The sequence below is a fragment of the Streptomyces seoulensis genome, assembly GCF_022846655.1.
GTDB lineage: Bacteria > Actinomycetota > Actinomycetes > Streptomycetales > Streptomycetaceae > Streptomyces.
Window position 1 is genome coordinate 2282144 of record NZ_AP025667.1, and the last position, 15414, is coordinate 2297557.

Genomic DNA, 15414 nt, shown 5'->3' on the forward strand with positions numbered 1-15414 from the left:
CCATGCCGAAGCTGGACAAGGATGCCCCGGTCGAGGTCAAGCTCGACAGCGCCGCCGCGATGCTGGAGGCCGCGCTCACCGAGGAGCAGCGCCGTGGACTGTTCGAGCACCCCGGCATGTGCGTGATCGTGATCGCCGAGCTGCACTCGGTGTCCTACACCGGGCACGCCGACTCCGAGGACAAGGCCGCGCAGGTCAGGCTCAGGATGCGGCTGGTCGAGGCTGCCCGCGACGACGAGCAGACCGGGCTCGTGCTGGAGGTCATGCGGGCCATGATGCGGCGCCGGAAGATGACCGACACCCTCGACGAGGTCGGCCCCGGCGAGACCGTCGTCGAGGAGGCGGTCACCGAGGCCCTCGCCGGTCACCCGACTGAGGCGGAGTTCGAGGCGCACCAGGAGACGACGCGCCGGCGGCGCGGGTCGCGGGTCGAGCAGTTCGGATGACCTACCGCCCCAGCAGCAGTGGCGGCGCGCGCCGAGTGCGCTGCCGCTGCGGCCGGACCGTGCTGCGGCAGCTCGTCGGACAGCGGGCGGCGCTCGACGTTGTCGCCAACGCCGACGAGCTGCCCGCCGCGGCGGCCGCTGCGCTGCGCGAGCCGAACCGGCTCGACTGGTGCGTGCGGGCCACGAAGCACGGCACCGACCTGCGGTGGGCGGACTGCCACCGCCGCCGCGGCGACTGCCCTCGCCCGCACGTGATCGACCACCAGTGCACCGCCCCGCCCGGCCCCCCGGCCCGGCGCCGCCCCACCCGTACGCCCCCGGTCTCCGAGGGACAACTCGCCCTCGACGCGTAGGAGCAGACCCGATGTCTTGGTTCGCCGTAGACGACAACGCCGACACCCACCCGAAGATCATCGCCGCCAAGAACGCGGCCGTCGGGTTGTGGATGCGCGCGGGCAGCTACGCGTCGCAGCACCTGACCGACGGCATCGTGCCCGGCGTCATCGCCAAGATGTACGGCTCGAAAGCGCAGATCACGAAGTTGGTCGAGGTCGGACTGTGGCACGAGCACGGCCACACCTGCCCGCGTCCCAAGTGCCAACAGCCCGCCCCCGGCGACTACTACATGCACGACTACCTCGAATACAACCCCGCTCGGGCCGAGGTCACCGCCCGGCGCGAGCGTGCCGCCGCGAAGAAGCGCGACTACCGCGAGCGACAGCAGGCCCCCGGCGCGCAGGGCGGCCGCCGGCCGCAGCAACCCGCGTACGACGAGCAGCCGTTGCCCGACCCGGCGCCGCCGACGAGCGCGGCCCGGCCGATTCCCGCGGACTGGCAGCCCAGCGCCGAGGACGTCGAGACGGCGCAGCTCGCCCGCGCCGACGCCGGTCTGCCGCAGCTCACCGCGCAGCAGCTCGACCAAGTCACGCGCAAGTTCGTGCGGCGGCAGCTCGACGACCAGCGGGTCGCGCCCGCGTGGGGCGGCCGCTGGCAGCAGTGGGCCGAGAACGAACGCACCGAGCTGGCCGCGCCGGGCGGCGTCGTCGTGCCCCTGCAGCAGCCCACCCGATCTCAGCAGCAGGTCGCCGGACTCGACCGGCTGCGTGAACGTCTCAACGGAGGTAGCGCGTCGTGAACATCGACGACACCCTCGACCTGCTCCAGCAGGTTGCCCTCATCGACGACCGCGTCGTCAAGACCACCGAAACCGAGCAGGCCGCGCAGGTCACCATGTGGGCCGCCGTACTCCGCGACATCCCGCTGCAGTTCGCGGGCGAGGCCGTCGGCCGGCACTACGCCGAGTCGGCGTGGCCGGTCATGCCGAAGGACATCGCGTCGCGGTGGCGGGTCCACGTGAAGGACCGGCTCAACCGAGCCGTGGGCACGTTCGAGCCGACCGATCACCCGAGCGTCTCCCCGGACGACGAGACCGGCGACGCGTTCGTCGCCGTGCTCCGGGCGCAGCGGCAGGCCGTCGCCCGAGAGAAGTCCGAGCCGATCGGGCTGCGCGAGCTGATGCCCGCCGTCGGCTCCCGGCTCGGCGGCGGCCGCACTACCGAACTCGTTCCGGCCAACGACCAGTTCCGGGAGGCCAAGGCCGCGCGGTACCCGAAGCGCGCCATGCCGGCCGGACCGCCTGAGCGGGCGGTGCTCTGCCCGGCCTGTGGCGCCTCGCCGAACAAGCCGTGCCGCAGTCAGGAGCGCGGCCGCGTGCTGCACCACAACACCCACTGGTCCCGACAGGAGCTGTACGCCGCGCAGCAGGCCACCGAGGGAGGGCAGACGTGACCGACCCCGACGCGATGCTCGCCGAGCTGTACCCGACCGGCACGTACGGCCGGACGCCGCGCAGGCCCGAGGGCGAGCCCGACCCGGACGGCCCCGCCCGGTTCGCCGAACTGGCCCGGACCGTCGCCGAGATCGACGAGGAACACGGCTACGGCGTGCACCTGCAGCACCGACAGAACACGGAGTCCGCAGCATGACCGAGCCCGCCGCCGTCGCACATCTGATCATCGCCGCCCTGGTCTCCGCCGGCATCGCCGTCGGATGCCTCGCGGCCGCCGCTGTGACCGCCCTACTCGACCACCGCACCACCGAGGCAGATCGGAAGAATGACCATGAGTAGCAACGACATGCCGATGACCGCCGTCGAGGCCCTCGCCGAGTTCGCCGGCCGCTACACCGACCCGGCCGCCGTGCAGGCCCTGATCGCCGAGGCCACCCACGAACTCACCGGGCGCACCGTGGTCTACCCGGCCGACCCCGCCACGGCCCGCCGGTTCGTGCTGCGCCGACACCGGGACATATCCGGAGTCAGCGGGGTCGGCGACGTCGCCGACGGCGTGCTCTGGCCCGACGGCACCGCCGTCGTCCGCTGGCGCGGCGAGGACCCTTCCACCGTGCACTGGGACCGCGGCCGCACCTCGGTCGACCGCATCCACGGTCACGGCGGCGCGACCGAGATCGTGTGGCTCGACCAGGACGACGAGCAGCCCACCGTGCCCGGCCCGCGCCCGGCCGTCGAGGCCCCGCTCGTCGTGCGCCGCATCCTCGACCGCGCTCTGCACACCCCGGTGCCCTGCCCCAAGTGCCAGCGCACCTCGCTGTGCCGCTGCCTGGGAGCCGATCGGACCGAGGGCCGGATCGACGCCGTCCTCAAGGCGCTCGCGCCGTGGCTCAACACCGGTACCGACACGGCCGCTTGATCTCGCTCGCCCATCCACAACCTGTGAGGAATCAATGCCCGAACAGCGCACAAGGATCAGCTACTTCATCGAGTCCCGCCCCCACCGCAACGCACCCTGGCAGCGCGCTACCGGCGTCGCTGCGTCATGGGAGTCCGGGGCTAAGGCTCGGGCCCGCCTCGCCGCCCGCCGTGAGATGCAGCCGAACTGGGAACACCGGCTGATGGAGAGGACCACCACGGTCACTGAGCGGCCCGCCGGCGAGACCGCCGCCGAAGAACAGTCGCAGATACACACGCACATCCACGTCCAGCCCGACCCGTCCCACGTGGCCGACGTGATCCGCGGCGTACGCCGCTCGGGCGGACTCCCGCCCACCCGCTACTGACACGACGACGGGGCGCCCCCATCCGGCCAGATGTCCGGGGCGCCCCACGCGGTGTGATCACCCTACGCCCCACCCGCACCACAGGAGCGCACACCCATGCAGCACACCGCCCGCCCCCGCACCGCCCTCGACGACCTGCAGACCGTCGTCGACCACTGGTCCGACATGCGCGCCCTGATCGACACCTCGCAGAACACCGGCACGTGGCCGCCCACCATGGGCCGCGCCGAGTACCTCCGTGCCCTCGACGACCACGACCGCGACGAGACGGCCCGGTCGCTGGAGCACGCGCAGCACCTCGTCACCCGCTACGACGAGCACGGCCGCCCTCAGTACGAGTGCACCCGCTGCGACTACGTCGGCGAAGGCCGCGCCCACACCCCCCGCCCCGACCGCGACGGCATCCAGCTCGGCGAGCGCCCCGTCCCGCTTCGGCTGCACGTCGTCGACGCCTGCCGCGCCGTCGAGGCCGCACTGTGCGCGCTGGCCGACCAGGTCGCGGCCGACATCCAGCGCGACACGATCAAGCCCCTGATCCGGGCCATCCCTGGCGACCCGACCGGACTCGCCCTCGCCATGCTCGCCGCCCGCGACGAGGCCGACCCCGCCCGCTGGCACTTCACCATGGGCGAGCGCACCGCTGTGCGGGCCGCCGAGTGGCTGATCGGCCGGCTCCGTGGCGACACGGGTCCGTGCCTGCCCCTGCGCGACCACCACCGTGCACATATCGCTGGCGTCGCCCGTGAGGCTGCCCGCCGAGTCGACCGCACCATCGGCGGCACCGGCGAGCGCCACGCCATCCCCATGGACGGCCGACCGTGCCCCTACTGCGGCAGCGTGCTCACCATGCACAGCGGCGGCGGCCTCGACGACGAGGTGACGTGCGCGGGCCCCGGCTGCGACGCCCCGGTCGGGCTCGTCGACGGCCGGCGCACATGGTCGCGCCCGGAGCAGCTCGCCGCGCTGCAGCGGGACCTCGAGGATGCCGCCCGCCGGCGGAAGCGGGCTGACGCCCGGGCCCGGCAGCGTGCCGAGGCGCGGGCCCGGGCCGACGCGGCGTAGCAGCTACTGATCGGCGGCGGCCTCCCAGACGTGGGGGCCGCCGCCGCGCCATTCGATCAGGTCGGACTCGGCGACCTCGGCCGGGTCGAGGTCGAGTCCAGCACGGCGCAGGAACTCGGCCAGGTCCCGGAGGTCGCGGGCGAGACCGAGGATCTCCCCACCGCGCGCGTACACCCGGCGGCCGCCGCTCGGCGTGGGCGGGTTCACCACGACGGGACGTTGCTGACTCATGAGTCCATGCTGCGGCCGAACGGCACCGACGGCAGCGCGGGCCCGGACCGGCACGGCGCAGTCCGTGAGGACACACCGATGCCCCCGCCTTATCTGATCGAGGCAGGGGCATCGGTATAGGCCCTCAGGCGGCTACAACTTTCCTTCAGGCCGATCCTCGACCGCCCGGAGATCGCCGTAGGGGACGAACGCGACGAATGAGTGCCCCTGTGCGTGGCGCCGCCCGCTGAAGGTCACGCCGTACTCACCGAAGTCAACTCGCTTCGCTTCGAAGACCTTCGTCGTCCCGTCACGAAAGGTCACCTCGTAGGCCGCCACGGCGTTCGTCACAACCGTCTTATCGCTCATTCTCGTCACCGCTGCTCTCCTCTATCGGGTCCGCCCGTCGCCTGCTGTCGCGGGCGGCCGCTCGTTCGGCGAGCGCCTTGAAGAAGGGACGGGCGAGGTTCCAGTCGACCGCACTTGATCGGCCGATCTGCACGACCGGCGGGAAACCGGGGTGGGTCCGTAGCTGCGACACACGCTGATGCGTCATCGTCGGCGCGATGCCTTCGGCAACGACCCGGCGGGCGCACTCACGAAACGACACCATGTCGGGCGCCTCTCCTCCGTCGGTCATGACCCTCATTCTCCGATTCTGACTTGCCATATGGCAAGTCAGTACCTAGCTTGGAACTGCAACACGGGATGCCCCGACCGACGCTGGCACGTCGCAGGGTCGGGGCGGACCGTCCCTCGCAGTCGCTAAGCCGAGAGGTCTGATCCGTGCGTGATGGTAACGGCGCGTCGATCCCCCCGCCCACCAGCAATGACCGGACCGCGCTCACCCCGATTCAGCGCCGCGTCATCGGCGGCATCGCGGTCGGCGGGGCCGTGATCGCCCTGATCGGGTTCGTCGGCTCGTACGCCGCGGTGCGCACCCTCGCGGAAGCGAAAGGGTTCGGCACGTTCGCGCGGCTGTTCCCGATCGGACTCGACGCGGGCATTCTCGTGCTGCTCGCCCTCGACCTGATGCTGACGTGGCTCCGGATGCCGCTGCCGCTGCTGCGCCACATCGCGTGGATGCTGACGGTCGCCACGATCGCGTTCAACGCGGCGGCGGCGTGGCCGGACCCCATCGGCACGGGCATGCACGCAGTGATCCCCGTGCTGTTCGTCGCCGTGGTCGAGGCCGCTCGGCACGCGGTCGGTCGGGTCGCGGACATCACCGCTGACCGGTACATGGAGTCGGTGCGGATCTCGCGGTGGCTGCTCGCCCCGTGGTCGACGTTCCGCCTGTGGCGGCGCATGAAGCTGTGGGAGCTGCGGTCGTACGACGAGGTGATCGCCCTCGAACAGGCGCGGGTGATCGAGCGTGCGCGCCTGCGCCGTCGCTACGGTCTCCGCTGGCGTTCGGCCGCCCCGCTCGACGAGGTGCTCGCCCTGCGGCTGACCCGGTACGGGCGCCCTCTGGGCCCGGTCGTCGTCGACGCCGCCCCGGCCGCCCCGGCGATCGCCCCCGCCCTGCAGGGCGCCCCGGCTCTGGCGCCCCCGGCCCCGGCCGCCCCGACGCAGGGCGCCCCGCAGCGCCCCGCCCCGGAACCCGAGGGCGCCCCGGCCGAGACCGCCCCGCCGAACGAGGGCGCCCCCGAGCGCCCCGCCCCTGACGACCAGGGCGCCCCGCCGGGCGACGCCCCCGCCACCGAGGGCGCCCCGGAGCGCCCCGAGGGCGAGGGCGACGACGAGGCGCCCCGCGACGAGCAGCGGCCCCCGACCCGAGCCGAGCTGAAGGCGAAGATCAAGGCGCTGTACGCCGAACTCGGGGGCCGGCCGGGCGAGGGCGTGATCGTGAAGCTGCTCGAAGACGGGGCCGCGCTCGGCTATCCGTACAAGTCCCGCCGGCACGCGCAGAAGCTGCGCGACGAGGTCGAGGCGGACGACCCGAAGTTGGTCGAACTGGGCTCGCCGAACGTCCGCGCGCTCACCGGATCTTGACCAGGAAGGACACCGTCATGCCGCGCATCACCCGAGCCCGCATGAACGCCGAGGCCGACTACTTCGAGAATGTCGCCGCTGTCCGCTCGGACGCTGCAGCAGCCGACGGCGAGTACGTCGCCGCCGACCCGACCAGGAGCGATCACACCCGCGCCTGCGCCGCCCGTGCCGCCGAGATCGCCCGCGGGCACGCCTCCGAGTACCGAGAGATCGCCACCGCACTGCGCGACGGCGAGATCCCCGACGGGCTCGTACTCGACTGAATCGCCGTGACTGTGACTGTGACTGCGGCTGCAGTCGCACCTCACCCCCCTGACCGGCCCACACACGCCCGCAGACACACCCCCGTAGCGCCGCGACTGCAGTCGCAGTGAAGGAGAGACCCCGGTGTCGCACACCGATGCACCGCCCGCAGCAGACACGGCGGCCGCCGACGAGGCGGTCGAGCCGGAGTACGAGGAGGCCGAGCAGGACGTCGAGCCCGAGCCCGAGTACGAGTACGAGGTCGACGGGCCCGAGCCCGAGCCGCGGGCCGCCCGGCGCCGTGGTGTGCCGGTTGAGCCGCTCGTGATAGGCGTCGGCAACACGAGCGTGATCGGGGCTACCGCCGCGTATCAGGCGGTCGGGCCGGTCGGGCTCGCGGCCGCCGCCGGGTCCGCCGTGGTGCTGGCGGCCGGGGCGGTGGTGCAGCGTCGCCGCACAGTCCGGGCCCGTGCGACGGCCGGGGCGGGGCGGGTCCGGAGCGGGGCGGGTACCGGGTCGCGGGGCGGGGCGTACTCGCCGGGGCAGGGCGGCTCGTTCGGTTCGGGGCGGGGCGCCCTGGGGCGGGGCGGGGCGTCCGGCCGGGGCGGCGCCCTCGGGGCGGGGCGTACCCGCCGGGGCGCCCTCGGCCGGTTCGGTCAGGGCGGGGCGGGGCGGATCACGGCGCCCCGGCCCTCGAAGCTCAAGCGCCCCGGCAAGCACCGCCGCCCCGCCGCCCCGAAGCGTTCGCGGCGCACGCCCCTGGGGCGCAGCGGGCTGGGCGTGCTGCGCCCCGCTGCGAGCGCGGCCCGGCGCGGCATGGCCGGTGCGGGGCGGGCGCTTCGGGCCACGGGGCGCGGGCTCGGCACGGCGGGGCGGAGCGTGGGGCGTGCTGTCGTCGCCAGTGCTCGTGGGCTCGGCCGGGCGGGGCGTTCGGTGGCGGGTCCGCTGCGCGCCGAGTGGAAGCGCAGCGCGCTGCTGCGGCGGGCGGTCGCCCGGCACGCCCGCAAGCTCGGCGGCGCTGCCGTCGACGGCGCCCTCGCCGGTCTCGTAGGTCTGGCAACCGGTCTCTGGCAGCGCAGCGTGCGCCGCGGGCTGTGGGGTGTCGGCGCCATGTGGCGGCGCCGTCGGCAGCGTCGGGCGGAACGCCGCGCCGCTGCCGGGCCCGCCATGACCGGCCCGGCGATCGCCGACGCCGCCCCGCCGGTCGCCACGTTCGTCCGCCGCCCGGCGATGGCCGGCGGCTCACCTTCAACTCTGGGAGGACCCATGTCCGGACACCACTTCCTTGCCCCGGCAATGGAGATGGAGCGGATCGCGGGCGCATACAGCCCCGACAACATGATGCAGGTCGGCCGCGACTTCGCCGCGCTGCCCGACTCGCTTGAGCACATCGCCAACTCGTTGCGGATCTCGACGGCCCGCGCGGACGCCGAGCAGCCCCTCGACCCGCGGATCGTCGAGCTGATGCAGGGGATCTTCACCCTTCAGATGAAGGCGGTCGAGCTGGCCCGTGAGCTCGCGCCCGCCTTCCGGTCGTGCCACGACCTCGACATCGCCCGTATCGAGGCCCCGCGCAAGGGTGCCGCTGCCGAGTCGATGTGGGACGTGTCCCGCAACACCGGCGCCTACTGAGAGGAACGTCAGTGCAGATCGACTGGGAGTCGGGCCACGGGCCACTGACGGCTCCGATCAGCGCCGCCGGGTCCGCGCTCGCCGCCGCCTACGCAGCGAACGCGGCCGGCGCCGCCCCCTGGTGGGGTGCCGCCGTCGCGGGCGCCGGGCTCGTCGGCTCGCACATCGCGGGCCGCCAGTCCGGCGCCGGCCGCAGCGAGCTGGTGCTGCGCGCGGCCGCGTGGGTGGGCGCGGGCACCTGGTGCTCGTGGGCGCTCGTCGACGGCCCGTGGACCACCAACTGTCTGGCCGCGCTCGCCACGGGCGCGGCCGCGCTCGGCACGGCTATGGCCGGGAACCGGGCCGCCCGGCGGCGGGCCGCTGCCGCGCAGGCTGGCGAGGACGGCGCGGCCGCATACGACGGGACCGTGCGCCAGCACCGGGCGCTCGCACAGGAGTGGGCAGCCCGCTTCGAGCGGGTGTCCGGGCTGGCGGTGCAGGTGATCGGGATCGAGCTGTGGGAGCACGGCGGCGGGTTCACCATCGAGGGCCGCCTGCCTGCGGGCGGGTACACGTGGCGGGACATGCTGCGGTGCGCCGACGGGCTCGCCGGTGACGCGCGGCTGCAGACCGGCTGCACGATCGAGATCACCGAGGGCGCCGACCGCGGCAGCTTCCTCGCCAACGTCGAGACGTCGAACGCGGTCGTGGGTGAGGCCACGATGTACCCGGACGACTACTCGCCCCGCTCGTATAACGACGGCCTGCAGATGGGCGTGCACCGCGACGGCAGCGAGGTCGACCCGGTGTGCCGGGAGCTGTGCGCGATCGCCGCCGCCCGCCGCGGTGCCGGTAAGACGAACCTGATGCACGTGTGGCTCGCCGGGCAGATGCGCATGGTCGACGTCCTCTCGTGGGTGATCGACCTGAACGGCGGCGGGATCGCCCTGCCGTGGCTGCGCGCCTGGCACAACGCGGGCCGTCCCGGCCGCCCGCCGATCGACTGGGTCGCGGACACGCCCGAGCGGGTGCTCGCCATGGCGGGGGCGCTGCTGCGGATCGCCAAGGCCCGTAAGCCGGGGTACGCGAACCTGCAGATCGAGGCCGACGACGACAAGCTGCCCGTGTCGCCCGAGGTGCCCGCGATCATCGTGAACGGCGACGAGATCGCCGAGCTGTACAGCACGAAGGCGCGCAAGAACCCCACGCTGCGCAAGGCGGGCGATCTGCTGCTGCAGGTGGTCGAGCTGGCCCGCGCGGTCGCCTGCAACGTGATGATGACCGCGCTCCGGGCGACCGGCGACGTCCTCGAAGAACCGCAGCTCGTCGTGCAGTCCGGACTCAAGATCGCCATGCAGAGTGACGAGCGGGAGCTCAACTACCTCATGGGCTGGGCCGACAAGATCAGCCCGCAGGACATGCCCACGCCCGGCACGGGCGCGATCAAGGTGCTCGACCGGCCGGCCCGCCCGTTCCAGGCATACCGGCTCGTGCCGAGCCTGATCGCGCAGATCGTCACCGCGACCGCCGAGTACCGGCCCATCCTCGACGAGCTGTCCCGGCGCGCGGCGGGCGAGGCGTACGAGCAGCGCTGGGACGGCACAGAGCACATGTTCGGGCTCGCCCCGGCGCCCGCCGTGGACCAGGCCGCCGCCGAGCAGCCGGTCGAGGAGCGGCCCGTACGCGAGGGGTGGACGGACCCGACAGCCGGATGGGACAAGCCGGCTGACACGGGCGCGGCCGCCGAGGACGCGATCGCCGACGCCGACGCCACGCTGCGCCGCATCCGTGGGCAGATCGAAGACAGCACCTCCCGCGACCCCGACCTCGACGCGCAGGCGCGGGCGATCTTCGAGGCGAACGGGCTGGCCTACACCCGGCCCGCAAGTCTCGACGATGCGCAGGCCGCCGGAAGCGACCCGCGCGAGCAGCTCGTGTTCGAGGTCGTGCTCAAGGCGGGCCCGGACGGGATCGGGCCCGAGGCGATCCGCGACGCGATCGCCCGCCTGCACCCGGACGTTCAGGTGCCGCACGCCGCCACCATCGGCCGATGGCTCGGCGCCGACCCGCGCGTACACAAGCCGCGCTATGGGCGGTACGCCGTCCGCCCCGATGAAGGGACCTCGACGTGAGCAGCCCCTCGCCCGCCCGCCGCCGTACCGCCCGCGCCGTACGTGCGGCCGGTGACGTCGCTCGGACCGCCGCCCCTGTGGGGCCGGTCGTCGTGATGGTGCTGCACCTCGACGCCGACGGCGGCCTGCACCTCACGCTGCCGCTGCTGCACCTGGTCGTCGTGCTGCTCGCCGGGCTCGGCATCGACCGGCTCGGCCTGTGGCTGCTCGACCTCGGCCACCACATCGACCGCCGCCGCCCCGCCACCGCGAGCTAGGACCGTCATGTATCCCGAACGCCGCGCCGCACGACCGGCGCCCCTGACCCGGACTGTGACCCCGACCAGTGTGGTGCCCGGTGTCGAGCAGCAGCTCGCGCCTGCCCCGCCGCCCGGCATGCGCGTGGTCGGGTACGTGCGGATCGATGGTGTGCTGCACCCGCAGTACGGGCCCGCCTACGAGCAGGCCGCCCCCGCCCCCGCCCCGGCCGGGTTCGACCCGCAGGCCCAACGCACCGCAGCCCGCGGGGTCCTCGCCGCCGGCGTCGGGATCGGCGCGTACTTCGGCATGCAGGCGCTGCAGATACTCGTCGACAGTCTCGTGCGGCTGCTCGCCGTGCTGGCCGTGGCCGGGGCCGCGTGGGCGCTGCAGGGCGGCCGCCGAGCGGGGCGCGATGCCCCGACTTACGTCACGAACAACCGGGGGTTTCTGGCAGGCTGGCGCTCGCAGAACGGCCCGCGCCGATGAGTACAGGAGACACCGTGTCCACCACGCCCCGCCCCGCCCCGAACCGCCTCACCATCGAGCAGGCCGCCGACCGACTCGGTATCCCTGGCGAGCACTTCGAGGTGTTCGAGCGCCTCGTCGATCTGCTGCGCACTCCCGCAGCCCGCGACGCCGAGGTGGCCCGGCTGCGGTCCGAACTCGACGACGTCAACGAGGCGTTGGGCAAAGCGGGGATCACTTACCCGCTCGGCGCTCGCGGCGTCGAGGATCTCGGCGCCATCGTGCAGAGCCTCCGCGAGGACGACCAGGACCGCGACTAGCAACTGCCGTATGTCCAGCGCCCCGTATCGCACGCTCGCGGTACGGGGCGCCGTCACGAGAGGATCGAGCCCATGAGAGTACGGATCGCAGCACAGCACCTCGGCGACGGGCGTATGCGGTGCGAACTGATCGTCACTGGCCCGCACGACGCCGAGGTGCACGTGCCCGCTGTGATCACCTGCCCCACCGACGATGGAGTGCCGAGCTTCCTCGCCAGCGGCGCAGCGTTCGAGATCGAGGTCGATGCCCCGCTGCTTCAGTCTGTCAGCATCAACGCTGGGCACATCGTCGGCGTTCAGGGAGCAGAGAGGTAGGCCCATGCCCAAGAAGATCGAGCACGAGCCCGCGGGCAAGTTTCTGACCCTCGACGAGATCGCGGCGTTCGTCGCCGACGCGTACGCGGCCGGCGCGAACGGCGCCGACATCCCGCACGGCCGGCTCTCGTTCGGGGGCAAGTTGCAGCAGCTCGTCGTGAGCGTCGCCGACCCCGAGTAGCACCCTGCCGTCGCTGGCTCCCGCCCCGTCCTGCAACCCCCTGCAGGGCGGGGCGTCCTGCTGCCCGAACACACGATCCGCGTGCGATCCGTCGACATATGCACAGTGCATCTATCAACAATTGCACGCACCATCTATCGCTGAAGAAATCACATCATCGCAGGTCACAGCGTTTTGTCCCTGGGGGACTCACCGGTCCCTCGCGCGCGCGCGTTCCCCTCCCCTCCCCTTTATGGGGGGGACCGGAGAGAGATCGACTACCGGTAGTAGGGCGCGCGCCCACACACCCGGCTCTCTCTCAACTCGCCGCCACGACTTGACGAGAGGTGATCACGTGTCGCACTCTTGGCGGCAAGTCCGCCATGCCCGGACACAGAAACCACGCCGAACGCCCCGCCCACCGCGGGGCGTTCTGCATTCCCCCTCGAACACCGCGCGCCCCTGGGCCTACGAGACTCCTTGGCGGGATTGCTCCCCACGGGCGCGCGGCCCACCCCTTCCCGTCCGAGAGGACACCGCCGATGCGCGTACGCCTCACCGACGGGTCCCTCGAAGTCGAGATCACCGCACCCGCCTTCACGCGGCACGGCATGCACCGGATCGAGCACACCGCGCACCGGCTGCTCGCCCGGCTACGCCAACCCGCGCCAGCCGACGACGACCAGGACGACGAGCCGTTCGGGTTCACCCGCGACCTCGACCTCGACCGCGTCTCCCTCGACGCCACCACCGAACGAGCCGAGCCCTACTACGAGCCCGGCCGCGACGACTACGACGACGAGGACGACGACCTGTGAGCGGAGGATGGGCAGGCAGCACCCGCCGGCACGAGCTGCCCGCCGACTGGCCCGAGCGCCGCGCCTACGTCCTCGCCCGAGACGAGCACCGATGCCGCTGGCGCGAGCAGCGCACCGTCTGCGGCCGCACCGCCACCGACGTCGACCACATCACGCCCGGCGACGATCACCGGTACGAGAACCTGCAGGCGCTCTGCCGCGACCACCACGCGCTCAAGAGCAGCCGCGAGGGCAGTGCCGCCCGCTGGGCCGTACGCATGACCAGACCCCCCGAGCGGCACCCCGGTCTGCTCTGACCCCCCGCCCGGGCGTCACCCCACCTCGTGCTGAACCGGCCCCGGTTGCGTGAATACGCAACACTCTGGCCTGCGTGTTTACGCAGATGCCTACATAACCGCAGGTCAGAGCACTGTCGCTCACAGCGGTCTCGACGTACCGCTCGACGACGCTGACCCCGCGAGCAACCTGCCTGATCGAACTGCACAAACCCGCAGGTCAGAGCGCTGCAACTCGCGCGCATGGCACGCGAATTCGGTACCGCATCGGCAACTGCTGGCGCGGCAACCAAATCCGGCGTGCCGCACGACAATCGCAGCGCTCTGACCTGCATGTTTGTGCAGTCGAGGAAGCTCGACGCCGACCGGGGCGCGAGCCGATCCGGTCCGTTCACGACGGCACACCGCACCGAACGGACCCGCAACGCTCTGACCTGCACGTTTGTAGCCACATGCGCAAAACCGCAGGTCAGAGGCTTGCGAGTGGCGTACGAGCCGGGCAGATTCAGCACCACGCCGAATCTGCACGGTCGACAGACAGTCGCAACGCTCTGACCTGCACGTTTACGCAAGTCTCCACAAACATGCAGGTCAGAGGCTTGCAGGATGACCGGCACTCGAAATCGACCTCACCCGTGCACCGAACGCCACCCCCACCCCCTGGGGGGTGACTCCCCTCCCCACCCCGTCTGGGCTCCGGGAGGTGCTGTGGCTGTCGGTCTGTACGGGTCTGGGGAAAACGGCCACGCTGCGGGGCGTGGCTGGCGCGCAGGGGCGCGCGCACCGGGGCGGTGGGCTGATTCGATGACGCGCGGGATGTGGCCCGCAGATCGCCTCTCGGCCTGCCGCCCTACCGATGCCAACCCGATACATGCAGGTCAGAGCGCTATAGCCGTTACAGCCGGTAGGATGGGGGCATGCCCCCGACGCCCCGCTGCCAGCACGAGCCGTGCCGCCGGCCGCTGCCGATCACCGCGCGGCGCGACGCCCGGTACTGCTCGGGCCGCTGCCGCACCGCAGCCTGCCGGGCACGCCGGACGATCCCGGCCGAGCTGACCAGCCGGCCGCGCTGGGTCCGGCACACCACCCGCAAGGTGCCGTTGACCGTGCACGGCGCCGCCGCGAGCAGCACCGACCGGTCGACGTGGTCGCCGTACGCGCACGCCGCCGCGAGCACCGCCGGCGCCGGGCTCGGGTTCGTCCTCGACGGCGACGGCGTCGTCTGCCTCGACCTCGACCACGCCCTCGCCGACGGGGAGCTGCTGCCGTGGGCGCAGCCGATCGTCGACGCGGCGGCCGGGACGTGGGTCGAGGTGTCGCAGTCCGGGACCGGGCTGCACATCTGGGGACGCGGCTCGCTGGCGCAGGGGCGGCGCATCCCGGTCGGGTCCGGCTCGGTCGAGCTGTACGGCATCGGCCGGTACATCGCGGTCACCGGGCGGTCGTGGGGCGGCACGCCCTCGCGCCTGGGCGACCTGCAGCACGTCATCGACTCGTTGCTGTAGCGGCCCGACACGGGCGCGCTGTGGCGCACCCGACACGGGAGGTACCGCACATGGGCGGCATGGGGCCGGCGCCGAAGCCCGAGGGCAGGAAGGCGCGGAGGAACAAGGACACCGTCCCGCAGACCGTGCTCCGGTGGGAGCGCGCCGAGGCGCCCGAGCTGCCCGACTTCCGGATCGAGAAGGGCGACCAGCTCGTCGAGTTCTACTGGCCGCAGCGCACCCGCGAGTGGTGGCAGAAGTGGATCGACAGTCCGCAGGCCGAGCACTTCGGGTCGTCCGACTGGGAGTACCTGCTCGACACGGCGGTGATCCACGCCCGGTACTGGCTGGGGAATCTGTCGCTGGCGGGCGAGCTGCGGCTGCGCGTCGCCGAGTTCGGCGCGACCCCGTCCAGCCGGGCTCGGCTGCGCATGGTGTTCGCCGAGGCGGACGACGCCGACCAGGGCCGCGGCAGCTCTGGCGTGCCGTCGGCGCGTGAGCGGTACGGCAACCTGCGGCAGATCCGGGGCGGGAAGACCGACGAGGGCACGAGCAGCCCGTAG

General features: G+C 72.8%; 25 protein-coding genes. 22 read left to right on the forward strand and 3 right to left on the reverse strand.

Translation table 11 applies throughout. From position 1 onward, the window contains the following. The first annotated feature begins 2 nt into the window (after nucleotides 1-2). From HEK131_RS10565 to HEK131_RS10605, 9 genes are all read left to right on the forward strand, one after another. Entirely contained in the window at nucleotides 3-446 is a 444-nt protein-coding gene (locus HEK131_RS10565; RefSeq protein ID WP_244334479.1) for a hypothetical protein, read from the forward strand. Then, complete coding sequence (locus HEK131_RS10570; RefSeq protein ID WP_244334480.1) at nucleotides 443-799, forward strand: hypothetical protein; 357 nt, start codon at nucleotides 443-445, stop codon at nucleotides 797-799. The genes HEK131_RS10565 and HEK131_RS10570 overlap by 4 nt, the downstream gene beginning before the upstream one ends. 11 nt (nucleotides 800-810) lie before the next feature. Continuing rightward, nucleotides 811-1581, forward strand: a complete 771-nt coding sequence (locus HEK131_RS10575) for a hypothetical protein (protein WP_244334481.1) — start codon at nucleotides 811-813, stop codon at nucleotides 1579-1581. Then, entirely contained in the window at nucleotides 1578-2234 is a 657-nt protein-coding gene (locus HEK131_RS10580) for a zinc finger domain-containing protein (protein WP_244334482.1), read from the forward strand. Before HEK131_RS10575 ends, HEK131_RS10580 begins: the two co-directional genes overlap by 4 nt. Continuing rightward, nucleotides 2231-2431 carry a hypothetical protein gene (locus HEK131_RS10585; protein WP_244334483.1) on the forward strand — a complete coding sequence of 67 codons (201 nt, stop codon included), beginning with the start codon at nucleotides 2231-2233 and terminating at the stop codon, nucleotides 2429-2431. Before HEK131_RS10580 ends, HEK131_RS10585 begins: the two co-directional genes overlap by 4 nt. Continuing rightward, the gene (locus tag HEK131_RS10590; RefSeq protein ID WP_244334484.1) at nucleotides 2428-2574 is read left to right on the forward strand and encodes a hypothetical protein; all 147 of its coding nucleotides are present in this window, start codon (nucleotides 2428-2430) and stop codon (nucleotides 2572-2574) included. Before HEK131_RS10585 ends, HEK131_RS10590 begins: the two co-directional genes overlap by 4 nt. Then, entirely contained in the window at nucleotides 2567-3154 is a 588-nt protein-coding gene (locus HEK131_RS10595) for a hypothetical protein (protein WP_244334485.1), read from the forward strand. The genes HEK131_RS10590 and HEK131_RS10595 overlap by 8 nt, the downstream gene beginning before the upstream one ends. A 34-nt stretch (nucleotides 3155-3188) precedes the next feature. Beyond that, nucleotides 3189-3521, forward strand: a complete 333-nt coding sequence (locus tag HEK131_RS10600; protein ID WP_244334486.1) for a hypothetical protein — start codon at nucleotides 3189-3191, stop codon at nucleotides 3519-3521. Between the two features lie 96 nt (nucleotides 3522-3617). Then, nucleotides 3618-4583: a hypothetical protein gene (locus tag HEK131_RS10605; protein ID WP_244334487.1), complete on the forward strand. Its 966-nt coding sequence runs from the start codon at nucleotides 3618-3620 to the stop codon at nucleotides 4581-4583. Between the two features lie 3 nt (nucleotides 4584-4586). Here HEK131_RS10605 and HEK131_RS10610 read toward each other — a convergent pair whose 3' ends face one another. The 3 genes from HEK131_RS10610 to HEK131_RS10620 all read right to left on the reverse strand — a co-directional run bounded on the left by HEK131_RS10610 (nucleotide 4587) and on the right by HEK131_RS10620 (nucleotide 5433). Further along, a complete protein-coding gene (locus HEK131_RS10610) occupies nucleotides 4587-4814 on the reverse strand; it encodes a hypothetical protein (RefSeq protein ID WP_244334488.1) in 228 nt (75 codons plus the stop codon). Nucleotides 4815-4946: 132 nt separating this feature from the next. Next, nucleotides 4947-5162: a hypothetical protein gene (locus HEK131_RS10615; RefSeq protein WP_244334489.1), complete on the reverse strand. Its 216-nt coding sequence runs from the start codon at nucleotides 5160-5162 to the stop codon at nucleotides 4947-4949. Beyond that, entirely contained in the window at nucleotides 5152-5433 is a 282-nt protein-coding gene (locus HEK131_RS10620; RefSeq protein WP_244334490.1) for a hypothetical protein, read from the reverse strand. Before HEK131_RS10620 ends, HEK131_RS10615 begins: the two co-directional genes overlap by 11 nt. A gap of 212 nt (nucleotides 5434-5645) precedes the next feature. Here HEK131_RS10620 and HEK131_RS10625 point away from each other — a divergent pair, with 212 nt between their 5' ends. From HEK131_RS10625 to HEK131_RS10685, 13 genes are all read left to right on the forward strand, one after another. After that, the gene (locus HEK131_RS10625) at nucleotides 5646-6788 is read left to right on the forward strand and encodes a DUF2637 domain-containing protein (RefSeq protein ID WP_244451980.1); all 1143 of its coding nucleotides are present in this window, start codon (nucleotides 5646-5648) and stop codon (nucleotides 6786-6788) included. Between the two features lie 17 nt (nucleotides 6789-6805). Then, on the forward strand, nucleotides 6806-7051 hold the full coding sequence (locus HEK131_RS10630; RefSeq protein WP_244334491.1) for a hypothetical protein: 246 nt from the start codon (nucleotides 6806-6808) through the stop codon (nucleotides 7049-7051). A 124-nt stretch (nucleotides 7052-7175) separates the two neighbouring features. After that, nucleotides 7176-8663 (forward strand): hypothetical protein, encoded by a 1488-nt coding sequence (locus HEK131_RS10635; RefSeq protein WP_244334492.1) that lies wholly within the window; start codon nucleotides 7176-7178, stop codon nucleotides 8661-8663. Between the two features lie 11 nt (nucleotides 8664-8674). Then, the gene (locus tag HEK131_RS10640; RefSeq protein WP_244334493.1) at nucleotides 8675-10774 is read left to right on the forward strand and encodes a hypothetical protein; all 2100 of its coding nucleotides are present in this window, start codon (nucleotides 8675-8677) and stop codon (nucleotides 10772-10774) included. Further along, on the forward strand, nucleotides 10771-11031 hold the full coding sequence (locus HEK131_RS10645; RefSeq protein WP_244334494.1) for a hypothetical protein: 261 nt from the start codon (nucleotides 10771-10773) through the stop codon (nucleotides 11029-11031). Before HEK131_RS10640 ends, HEK131_RS10645 begins: the two co-directional genes overlap by 4 nt. A 55-nt stretch (nucleotides 11032-11086) precedes the next feature. After that, nucleotides 11087-11500 carry a hypothetical protein gene (locus tag HEK131_RS10650; RefSeq protein ID WP_244334495.1) on the forward strand — a complete coding sequence of 138 codons (414 nt, stop codon included), beginning with the start codon at nucleotides 11087-11089 and terminating at the stop codon, nucleotides 11498-11500. 14 nt (nucleotides 11501-11514) lie between these two features. Further along, the gene (locus HEK131_RS10655; RefSeq protein ID WP_244334497.1) at nucleotides 11515-11799 is read left to right on the forward strand and encodes a hypothetical protein; all 285 of its coding nucleotides are present in this window, start codon (nucleotides 11515-11517) and stop codon (nucleotides 11797-11799) included. A 72-nt stretch (nucleotides 11800-11871) separates the two neighbouring features. Next, nucleotides 11872-12114, forward strand: a complete 243-nt coding sequence (locus HEK131_RS10660) for a hypothetical protein (protein ID WP_244334499.1) — start codon at nucleotides 11872-11874, stop codon at nucleotides 12112-12114. Nucleotides 12115-12118: 4 nt separating this feature from the next. Continuing rightward, a complete protein-coding gene (locus HEK131_RS10665) occupies nucleotides 12119-12295 on the forward strand; it encodes a hypothetical protein (protein WP_244334501.1) in 177 nt (58 codons plus the stop codon). A gap of 521 nt (nucleotides 12296-12816) precedes the next feature. Beyond that, complete coding sequence (locus HEK131_RS10670) at nucleotides 12817-13092, forward strand: hypothetical protein (protein WP_244334503.1); 276 nt, start codon at nucleotides 12817-12819, stop codon at nucleotides 13090-13092. Further along, nucleotides 13089-13388 (forward strand): HNH endonuclease, encoded by a 300-nt coding sequence (locus HEK131_RS10675; RefSeq protein WP_244334505.1) that lies wholly within the window; start codon nucleotides 13089-13091, stop codon nucleotides 13386-13388. Before HEK131_RS10670 ends, HEK131_RS10675 begins: the two co-directional genes overlap by 4 nt. A gap of 896 nt (nucleotides 13389-14284) precedes the next feature. Then, a complete protein-coding gene (locus tag HEK131_RS10680) occupies nucleotides 14285-14872 on the forward strand; it encodes a DNA primase (protein ID WP_244334507.1) in 588 nt (195 codons plus the stop codon). A 50-nt stretch (nucleotides 14873-14922) separates the two neighbouring features. Further along, nucleotides 14923-15414 (forward strand): hypothetical protein, encoded by a 492-nt coding sequence (locus HEK131_RS10685; protein ID WP_244334509.1) that lies wholly within the window; start codon nucleotides 14923-14925, stop codon nucleotides 15412-15414.

What these genes read in the sequence shown, in the direction of transcription:
- HEK131_RS10610 (WP_244334488.1), bottom strand. Translation starts at nt 4,814, where the DNA reads ATGAGTCAGCAACGTCCCGTCGTGGTGAACCCGCCCACGCCGAGCGGC.
- HEK131_RS10670 (WP_244334503.1), top strand. Translation starts at nt 12,817, where the DNA reads ATGCGCGTACGCCTCACCGACGGGTCCCTCGAAGTCGAGATCACCGCA.
- HEK131_RS10595 (WP_244334485.1), top strand. Translation starts at nt 2,567, where the DNA reads ATGAGTAGCAACGACATGCCGATGACCGCCGTCGAGGCCCTCGCCGAG.
- HEK131_RS10570 (WP_244334480.1), top strand. Translation starts at nt 443, where the DNA reads ATGACCTACCGCCCCAGCAGCAGTGGCGGCGCGCGCCGAGTGCGCTGC.
- HEK131_RS10630 (WP_244334491.1), top strand. Translation starts at nt 6,806, where the DNA reads ATGCCGCGCATCACCCGAGCCCGCATGAACGCCGAGGCCGACTACTTC.
- HEK131_RS10620 (WP_244334490.1), bottom strand. Translation starts at nt 5,433, where the DNA reads ATGACCGACGGAGGAGAGGCGCCCGACATGGTGTCGTTTCGTGAGTGC.
- HEK131_RS10605 (WP_244334487.1), top strand. Translation starts at nt 3,618, where the DNA reads ATGCAGCACACCGCCCGCCCCCGCACCGCCCTCGACGACCTGCAGACC.
- HEK131_RS10680 (WP_244334507.1), top strand. Translation starts at nt 14,285, where the DNA reads ATGCCCCCGACGCCCCGCTGCCAGCACGAGCCGTGCCGCCGGCCGCTG.
- HEK131_RS10575 (WP_244334481.1), top strand. Translation starts at nt 811, where the DNA reads ATGTCTTGGTTCGCCGTAGACGACAACGCCGACACCCACCCGAAGATC.
- HEK131_RS10685 (WP_244334509.1), top strand. Translation starts at nt 14,923, where the DNA reads ATGGGCGGCATGGGGCCGGCGCCGAAGCCCGAGGGCAGGAAGGCGCGG.
- HEK131_RS10600 (WP_244334486.1), top strand. Translation starts at nt 3,189, where the DNA reads ATGCCCGAACAGCGCACAAGGATCAGCTACTTCATCGAGTCCCGCCCC.
- HEK131_RS10615 (WP_244334489.1), bottom strand. Translation starts at nt 5,162, where the DNA reads ATGAGCGATAAGACGGTTGTGACGAACGCCGTGGCGGCCTACGAGGTG.
- HEK131_RS10565 (WP_244334479.1), top strand. Translation starts at nt 3, where the DNA reads ATGCCGAAGCTGGACAAGGATGCCCCGGTCGAGGTCAAGCTCGACAGC.
- HEK131_RS10590 (WP_244334484.1), top strand. Translation starts at nt 2,428, where the DNA reads ATGACCGAGCCCGCCGCCGTCGCACATCTGATCATCGCCGCCCTGGTC.
- HEK131_RS10660 (WP_244334499.1), top strand. Translation starts at nt 11,872, where the DNA reads ATGAGAGTACGGATCGCAGCACAGCACCTCGGCGACGGGCGTATGCGG.
- HEK131_RS10665 (WP_244334501.1), top strand. Translation starts at nt 12,119, where the DNA reads ATGCCCAAGAAGATCGAGCACGAGCCCGCGGGCAAGTTTCTGACCCTC.